This window comes from Xanthobacter autotrophicus, assembly GCF_030015065.1.
In the GTDB taxonomy this organism is placed as follows: domain Bacteria; phylum Pseudomonadota; class Alphaproteobacteria; order Rhizobiales; family Xanthobacteraceae; genus Xanthobacter; species Xanthobacter autotrophicus_D.
Map to the genome: position 1 here is coordinate 1 of NZ_JAIVFN010000156.1, position 7,787 is coordinate 7,787.

Annotated in this window: 6 protein-coding genes; 5 read left to right on the plus strand and 1 reads right to left on the minus strand. The window is 67.0% G+C overall.

The window, feature by feature from the left end; translation table 11 throughout:
- Nucleotides 1–347 precede the first annotated feature (347 nt).
- From ybaL to K9U40_RS20800, 5 genes are all read left to right on the plus strand, one after another.
- Entirely contained in the window at nucleotides 348–2,357 is a 2,010-nt protein-coding gene (gene ybaL, locus K9U40_RS20780) for a YbaL family putative K(+) efflux transporter (protein WP_282892024.1), read from the plus strand.
- A gap of 99 nt (nucleotides 2,358–2,456) precedes the next feature.
- Complete coding sequence (locus K9U40_RS20785; protein ID WP_282892025.1) at nucleotides 2,457–3,446, plus strand: metal ABC transporter substrate-binding protein; 990 nt, start codon at nucleotides 2,457–2,459, stop codon at nucleotides 3,444–3,446.
- Nucleotides 3,443–4,345: a manganese/iron ABC transporter ATP-binding protein gene (locus tag K9U40_RS20790; protein ID WP_282892026.1), complete on the plus strand. Its 903-nt coding sequence runs from the start codon at nucleotides 3,443–3,445 to the stop codon at nucleotides 4,343–4,345. Before K9U40_RS20785 ends, K9U40_RS20790 begins: the two co-directional genes overlap by 4 nt.
- Nucleotides 4,342–5,214, plus strand: a complete 873-nt coding sequence (locus K9U40_RS20795; protein ID WP_282892027.1) for a metal ABC transporter permease — start codon at nucleotides 4,342–4,344, stop codon at nucleotides 5,212–5,214. Before K9U40_RS20790 ends, K9U40_RS20795 begins: the two co-directional genes overlap by 4 nt.
- Nucleotides 5,211–6,056 (plus strand): metal ABC transporter permease, encoded by an 846-nt coding sequence (locus K9U40_RS20800; RefSeq protein ID WP_282892028.1) that lies wholly within the window; start codon nucleotides 5,211–5,213, stop codon nucleotides 6,054–6,056. The genes K9U40_RS20795 and K9U40_RS20800 overlap by 4 nt, the downstream gene beginning before the upstream one ends.
- Nucleotides 6,057–6,158: 102 nt before the next feature.
- On the opposite strand, the gene K9U40_RS20805 is transcribed toward K9U40_RS20800, so the two are convergent.
- Nucleotides 6,159–7,673 carry a Fic family protein gene (locus K9U40_RS20805; protein ID WP_282892029.1) on the minus strand — a complete coding sequence of 505 codons (1,515 nt, stop codon included), beginning with the start codon at nucleotides 7,671–7,673 and terminating at the stop codon, nucleotides 6,159–6,161.
- Nucleotides 7,674–7,787: the final 114 nt, after the last annotated feature.

Sequence of the window (7,787 nt, forward strand, 5' to 3'; positions counted from 1 at the left end):
GTGCTGGGCGGGAGAGCCCCATCTCCATCCTCCCGCGGGGAACCCTCTCCCGCTTGCGGGGGAGGGCAGGGAGGGGGCGGGCGCTCTCCCTCGGGAGCCCGCTCGGAAGGATGCCCCAGGCCGGTGCGACTTCGCCCGGCGCGCTTCGTTGCAGCCGGCCGGGACACGCCTTCCCACGCCCCAAACTGAAAACCTGCCCTATGGGCATCTGTGCCATGACAGTGCCGTGTTCCGCCAGAATACTGACGCGGCTGGCAGCGGCGTTCGCCTGAGCTGCCCTCATCCCAAATCCGGGCTGGAGCGCGCGTTCGGCGCGAGACGCCCCTTTGCCCGACGGAGGACAACCCTTGCCCCACGAAACGCCGCTGATTGCGACACTCGTCGGGGCCTTCGTCCTCGCCTTCGTCTTCGGCGCCGTCGCCCAGCGCTTCAAGCTGTCGCCGCTGGTGGGCTATCTCCTCGCCGGCGTCATGGTGGGGCCCTTCACCCCCGGCTTCGTCGCCGACCAGCACATGGCGCTGGAACTGGCCGAGATCGGCGTCATCCTGCTGATGTTCGGCGTCGGCCTGCATTTCTCGCTGAGCGACCTGTTGTCGGTGAAGGCCATCGCCATTCCCGGCGCGGTGCTCCAGATCGGCGTCGCTACCCTCATGGGCATCGGCCTCGCCTACGGGCTGGGCTGGGGGCTGGGCACCGGCATCGTGTTCGGCCTCGCTTTGTCGGTGGCGAGCACCGTGGTGCTGCTGCGGGCGCTCCAGGAGCGGCGCATGGTGGAAAGCGAGCAGGGCCGCATCGCGGTGGGCTGGCTCATCGTGGAAGACCTCGCCATGGTGCTGGCGCTGGTGCTGCTGCCCGCCCTCTCGGGTGCGCTGGGCGGGCGGGTGGTGACCACCCCCACCACCGAATGGCTGGGCGGGGAAGATGTGTGGGTGACGCTGGGCATCACGCTCGCCAAGGTGGCGGGCTTCGTGGTGCTGATGCTGGTGGTGGGCCGGCGCGTCATTCCCGGCATCATGCACTGGGTGGCGCATATCGGCTCGCGCGAATTGTTCCGCCTCGCGGTGCTGGCCATCGCGCTGGGCGTCGCCTTCGGCTCGGCCAAGCTGTTCGGCGTGTCGTTCGCGCTGGGCGCCTTCTTCGCCGGCATGGTGCTGAGCGAATCCCCCCTCTCCCACCGCGCGGCGGAAGAGACGCTGCCCCTGCGCGACGCCTTCGCCGTGCTGTTCTTCGTCTCCGTGGGCATGCTGGTGGACCCGTCCATCGTCATCAAGAGCCCGATGGCGCTCGTCATCACCGTGCTGATCGTGCTCATCGGCAAGTCGCTGGCCGCCTTCCTGCTGGTGCGGGCGTTCGGCTACGGCAACGTCACGGCGCTCACCATCTCCGCCTCGCTGGCGCAGATCGGCGAGTTCTCCTTCATCCTGGTGGCACTGGGCGTGGACCTGAACCTGCTGCCGGAGGAAGGCCGCGACCTCATCCTCGCGGCGGCCATCGTCTCCATCCTCGCCAATCCCTTCTTCTTCCTGGCGTTGGACCGCTACCGGGCGAAGACCGCCGTTCCCGCTTCCGCCGCCCCGCCCGAGGCCGACGCCGCCCCGGCCAGGAAGGCGCCGCCGCCGGCGCCCACCCTGCCGGTGACCACCCAGCAGGCCCACACGGTGCTGGTGGGCTATGGCCGGGTCGGCCATCTGGTGGCGGACGGGCTGAAGGCCGCCGGCCTGCCCTTCCTCGTGGTGGAGGACCAGGAGGGCCGGGTCGAGGAGCTGAAGCGCCTGGGCCTCGAGGTGGTGGACGCCAACGCCGCCTCCCCCGCCGCCATCGCCGCCGCCAACGTCGCCGGGGCGAAGCGGCTCATCCTCGCCATTCCCGACGGCTTCGAGGCCAGCGGCGTGCTGCGCAAGGCCCGCCAGCTCAATCCCGGCATCGAGATCATCGCCCGCGCCCATTCGGACGCGGAGGTGGAGCACCTGCGCCAGGGCGGCGCCAACTTCATCATCATGGGCGAGCGCGAGGTGGCGCGCGGCATGCTCGCCCACGTGCTGGACCGCAGCGCCGCCGACCTCGCCGCCGCCGTGGAGGCCGCGGGGATCGTTGCCCCCGACATCGCGGCGGGGGCGTCCCCGGTAGCGCCGGTTTCAGAAATCGAGGTGAGCGTGGTGACGCTTCCGGCCGCACCCCACCCGGCGACCGCGACAGGCGAGACGATATCGGGCGCGACGCCCTCCCCCGCCATGGTGCCGGCCGACGGCGCGGCCCCTGCGGCAACGCAGCCGCCCCCTTCGGCCCCGGAATCCGCCGCCGGGACGGTTGCCGCCCTTGCGGAGAGCGCCGCGCCGGAGCAAAACGGAAAAGGGTAGGTCAGCTTAAATGCGAATAAGTTGCAATTGCATCTGGAGCGGCTTACCTTTGCAAATGGATCGCAAATTGGTGCGATGATTTCATTGGAGCGCGGCTTCATGCGCTGCCCTGACTGTTTTTCGGCCGTCATCCCGGCCCGTTCGTTGGCTCGTTCCCTGAGCGGCATTTGCGGCCGTGCATTTTCAGCGGCCGGTCTTCTGTCTCTCGCCGTCCTCGTGGCGGCGTCCCTGTCGTCCGCCGGCCCGGCGCGGGCCGCGGACAAGCTGAAGGTGATCACCACCTTCACCGTCATCGCCGACATGGCGAAGAACGTGGCCGGCGATGCCGCGCAGGTGGATTCCATCACCAAGCCCGGCGCCGAGATCCACAATTACCAGCCCACCCCCGGCGACCTCATCAAGGCCCAGGGCGCGAACCTGATCCTGTGGAACGGCCTCAACCTCGAACTGTGGTTCGAGAAGTTCTTCAGCCGCCTGAAGGGCGTGCCGAGCGCGGTGGTCTCCGACGGCGTGGCGCCCATGGGCATCACCGAGGGCCCCTACAGCGGCAAGCCCAACCCCCATGCCTGGATGTCCCCCGCCGCGGCCCTCGTCTACGTGGACAACATCCGCGATGCGCTGGTGAAATACGACCCGGCCAACGCCGCCGCCTACACCGCCAATGCCGAGGCCTACAAGGCGAAGATCACCGCCACCATCGCCCCCATCCGCGCCGAGCTCTCGAAGGTGCCGCAGGACCAGCGCTGGCTCGTCACCAGCGAGGGCGCCTTCAGCTATCTGGCGCGGGATTTCGACCTGAAGCCGCTCTATCTGTGGCCCATCAACGCCGACCAGCAGGGCACGCCCCAGCAGGTGCGCCGGGTGGTGGACCGCATGAAGGCGGACAAGATCCCCGTCATCTTCTCCGAGAGCACCATCTCGGCCGAGCCGGCCAAGCAGGTGGCGCGGGAGACGGGCGCCCGCTATGGCGGCGTGCTCTATGTGGATTCGCTGAGCGACGCCCAAGGCCCGGTGCCCACCTATCTCGATTTGCTGCGCGTCACCTCCGCCACCATCGCGGCGGGCCTCACCGGGGGGGCGCCGCGATGAATGCCCCCCTCGCCCCCCTCACCGCCGAGACCGGAGCCGCCGGCGCCGGCCTCGACGTTTCCCACGTCACCGTCACCTATCGCAACGGCCATACCGCCCTGCGCGATGCCAGCTTCAAGATCCCCACCGGCACCATCACCGCGCTGGTGGGGGTGAACGGCTCCGGCAAGTCCACTTTGTTCAAGACCATCATGGGCTTCCTCTCGGCGGCGAAGGGCTCCGTGACCATCCTCGGCATGAGCGTCGCCGAGGCTCTGAAGCGCAACGTGGTAGCCTATGTGCCCCAGTCCGAGGAGGTGGACTGGAGCTTCCCGGTGCTGGTGGAGGACGTGGTGATGATGGGCCGCTACGGCCACATGAACCTGCTGCGCATGCCCCGCCGCGCCGACCATGAGGCGGTGACGGCGGCGCTCACCCGCGTCAACATGCTGGAGTTCCGCAAGCGCCAGATCGGCGAACTGTCCGGCGGGCAGAGGAAGCGCGTGTTCCTCGCCCGGGCGCTGGCGCAGGACGCCCGCGTGATCCTGCTCGACGAGCCCTTCACCGGCGTGGACGTGAAGACCGAGGACGCCATCATCGCCCTGCTGAAGGCCCTGCGCGACGAGGGCCGGGTGATGCTGGTCTCCACCCACAATCTCGGCTCGGTGCCGGAATTCTGCGACCGCACGGTGCTCATCAAGGGCACGGTGCTGGCCTATGGCCTCACCTCCGAAATCTTCACCCAGGCCAATCTGGAGAAGGCCTTCGGCGGCGTGCTGCGCCATTTCGTGCTGGACGAGAGCCACGCCGCCACCCCTGGCACGGTGGGCGTCCTGACCGACGACGAGCGCCCCCTCGTGCTGTACAAGGACCGCCCCGCCGCCAGCGGCACCGCCGGCTCCTCCGAGGGGATCGGGTGATGGCCCTCCTCCTCGAACCCTTCGGCTACTCCTACATGGTCAACGCCATGTGGGTGAGCGCGCTGGTGGGGGCGGTGTGCGCCTTCCTGTCCGCCTTCCTCATGCTGAAGGGCTGGTCGCTCATCGGCGATGCGCTGTCCCACGCCATCGTGCCGGGGGTGGCGGGGGCCTACATGCTGGGCCTGCCCTTCTCCCTGGGCGCCTTCTTCTCCGGCGCGCTGGCCGCCGGCGCCATGCTGTTTCTGCAGGAGCGCACCAAGCTGAAGGAAGACGCCGTCATCGGCCTCATCTTCACGTCCTTCTTCGGGCTCGGCCTGTTCATGGTTTCGCTCTCGCCCACCTCGGTGAACGTGCAGACCATCGTGCTCGGCAACATCCTCGCCATCTCGCCCGCCGACACCCTACAACTGGCGCTCATCGGCTTCGTCTCGCTGGCGCTTCTTCTGGTGTTCTGGAAGGACCTGATGGTCACCTTCTTCGACGAGAGCCACGCCCGCTCCATCGGCCTCAACCCCACCTTCCTGAAGATCATGTTCTTCACGCTGCTGTCGGCCTGCACGGTGGCGGCGCTGCAGACGGTGGGGGCCTTCCTCGTCATCGCCATGGTGGTGACGCCGGGGGCCACCGCCTATCTTTTGACCGACCGCTTCCCCCGCCTCATCGCCCTGTCGGTTCTGATCGGCGCGGGCACGAGCTTCGTCGGCGCCTATCTCTCCTATTTCCTCGACGGGGCGACGGGGGGCATCATCGTGGTGCTCCAGACGCTGATCTTTCTCACCGCCTTCGTGTTCGCGCCCAAGCACGGGCTTTTGGCGGCGCGGCGGCAGGCGGCGGCCGCCCTGCGCGAAGGCGCGGGAGCCTCCTCATGAGCGGGCTCCTCGCGACGCTGGCGCTGCCCTTCCAATTCGATTTCATGCAGAGCGCGCTGGTGATCTCGGCGCTGGTGGCGGTGCCCATGGCGCTGCTCTCCTGCTTTTTGGTGCTGAAGGGCTGGTCGCTGATGGGGGACGCCGTCTCCCACGCCGTGCTGCCCGGCGTGGTGCTGGCCTATATGGCCGGCCTGCCTCTGGCCTTCGGCGCCTTCGTGGCCGGCATGGTGTGCGCGCTGGGCACCGGGTATCTCAAGGCCAACAGCCGCATCAAGGAAGACACGGTGATGGGCGTGGTCTTCTCCGGCATGTTCGGGCTGGGGCTGGTGCTCTACACCAAGATCCAGTCGGACGTGCATCTCGACCACATCCTGTTCGGCGACATGCTGGGCGTGAACTGGGGCGACATCGCCGAAAGCGCGGCCATCTGCGGCCTCGTCACCCTCGCGCTGCTGGCCAAATGGCGCGATTTGCTGCTGAACGCGTTCGATCCGGCGCAGGCGAAGGCGGTGGGCCTGCGGGTGGGGCTGCTGCATTACGGGCTGCTGGTGATGCTCTCGCTGACCATCGTCGCGGCGCTCAAAGCCGTGGGCATCATCCTCGCCGTGTCGCTTCTGATCGCGCCGGGGGCCATCGCCTTCCTCGTCACCCGGCGCTTCGGCTGGATGCTGGTGGTGGCGGTGCTGGTGGCGGTGGGCTGCGCGCTTTGCGGCGTCTACCTCTCCTTCTTCCTCGATTCGGCGCCGGCCCCCACCATCGTGCTCTTGATGACGGCGGTGTTTGTGGCGGCGTTCGTGGGAGTGCGGGTGAAGGCCGGGCGGGTGGAAGGGGTGGCGGGGTGAGACCCTCAACGGAGGGCTTTCATAATCGAAACGCGCCACAAAGGCGGAACGATAAGTGACTTTGAACAGACCTAATCAATCCTGAACGGAACGCGACGTTCCTCAGTCCTCGGGCACGCCAGCCTTCGCCTTCTGCACAGCAATTTCCATGGCAGCGATCTCCTCGTCCGTCAGTTCCGTGAACTGAGCCCTCTTTGCCAATGACAACCGGCCACCGTTCTGGAGCATGAGCCGGATCAGAAGGGATGCGCGACGGTCCGGCATGTCGACGATGTCGCGAACCGACTCGAACGCACGGTCGAAGACCTCAAGGAAGCCGAGTTCTTCCTTCAGGTCGATCTGAACCGTGTCTACGACCCGATCATAGAGGTATTCAACAACCGATGTCGCATCGAAAAAGCGAAAGAAGGGTGCGGTGTCGTTGTGGACGACGATCTCCCGCTCCGCGGTCCATGCCCAGTCGGTCAAAGCGAGCAGGGGCTGCGAGAAGCTCTCCAGCACCTCATCATAGCCCCGCTGGTCCCGGATGATCGCCGCGGATACCGGAAAGATCACACCGCCGGGGCTGAAGCCCGTCCGGCTCAGCACATGGTGGATCATGAAGCGGTGGATGCGCCCGTTGCCATCCTCGAACGGATGAATGAAGACGAAGGCAAACGCGGTGACAGCAGCCGCCACGACCGGGTCAACGCCCCCCGCCATGAGGCGCCGCGCCAGATCCATCCAGCCTTCCATGAGCGCTGGCACGTCCTGCGGACGCGGGCAGATGAAGTGGACATCCTCCCGGAAGTCCACGGTCGTCGAGCCGACGAAGTTCTGGAAGTCGCGCCAGTCGCGGGCCGCATACCTTGGGTCGACAATGGCGTTCTGCAAGTCGACAATCGCCGCTTTGCTGCCGGTGTCGAAGCCCGCCGCCCGGCGCAGCGCCGCGATGAAACGCTCCGCGCGCTGGGGACTTGGGTTTTCGCCCTCGATAGCGAAGGAGGAGCGGGTCTCCTTAGTATAGAGATAGGTGACCGCGCGGGCGAGCAAGGCAGGGTCGTAGCTCTCCACCAATGTCCGCGCTTCCGCGTCCACATGGAGGGCCATCCGCTCCAGCAGGCGTTGGGTCCGGCGCACCGTCGGACAACATGCCGGTGTCCCGAGCAAATTGTCGGCCACGCGGTGCCGCTGCGAATTCCGCCGCTCGCCAGTGATATGCTTTTTCTCATCGAGCGCGAAGACGTAGTTGCCCGTGGTGACGTCGGGCAGATCGAGCTGCCGGCCGAGAAAGTGCTCGTAGAAAAACCAGGCCCGCCGGGCATAGGCGCCCGTGGGCTCGGCACGAACCCAGTTCTCGATTGTTTCCGGCGGCATGGCTGCAAGGGCGCCGACGAGGATGCGCAGATCCGCAGGCTCGTAGCGCAAGGCAAAGCGCAGGTTTGCGACCGGATCGTCGCCCGTCGCGTAGGACCGGGGATAGAATTCAATAATGCGGCGGCCTGATACTTCCCTGCGCCGGGCGCCCGCCACGGCGTAGCTCTCCGTGAAAGGAGGCGGAACGCGTAACCCGAAATGCGTGCGCAGCCACGCATGACCGATCAGGGCATCGCTGTTTTCACGAAAGGCATCACTCATTCAAAAAAGCTTATCAGCATAAAAAATTGATTACAATTTCGTCCTCACGTCCAAAAACGCATAACATGTGGCGCTGTGGGGCGTTTCACCCCCGGCGTGGGCCCACTTGACGCC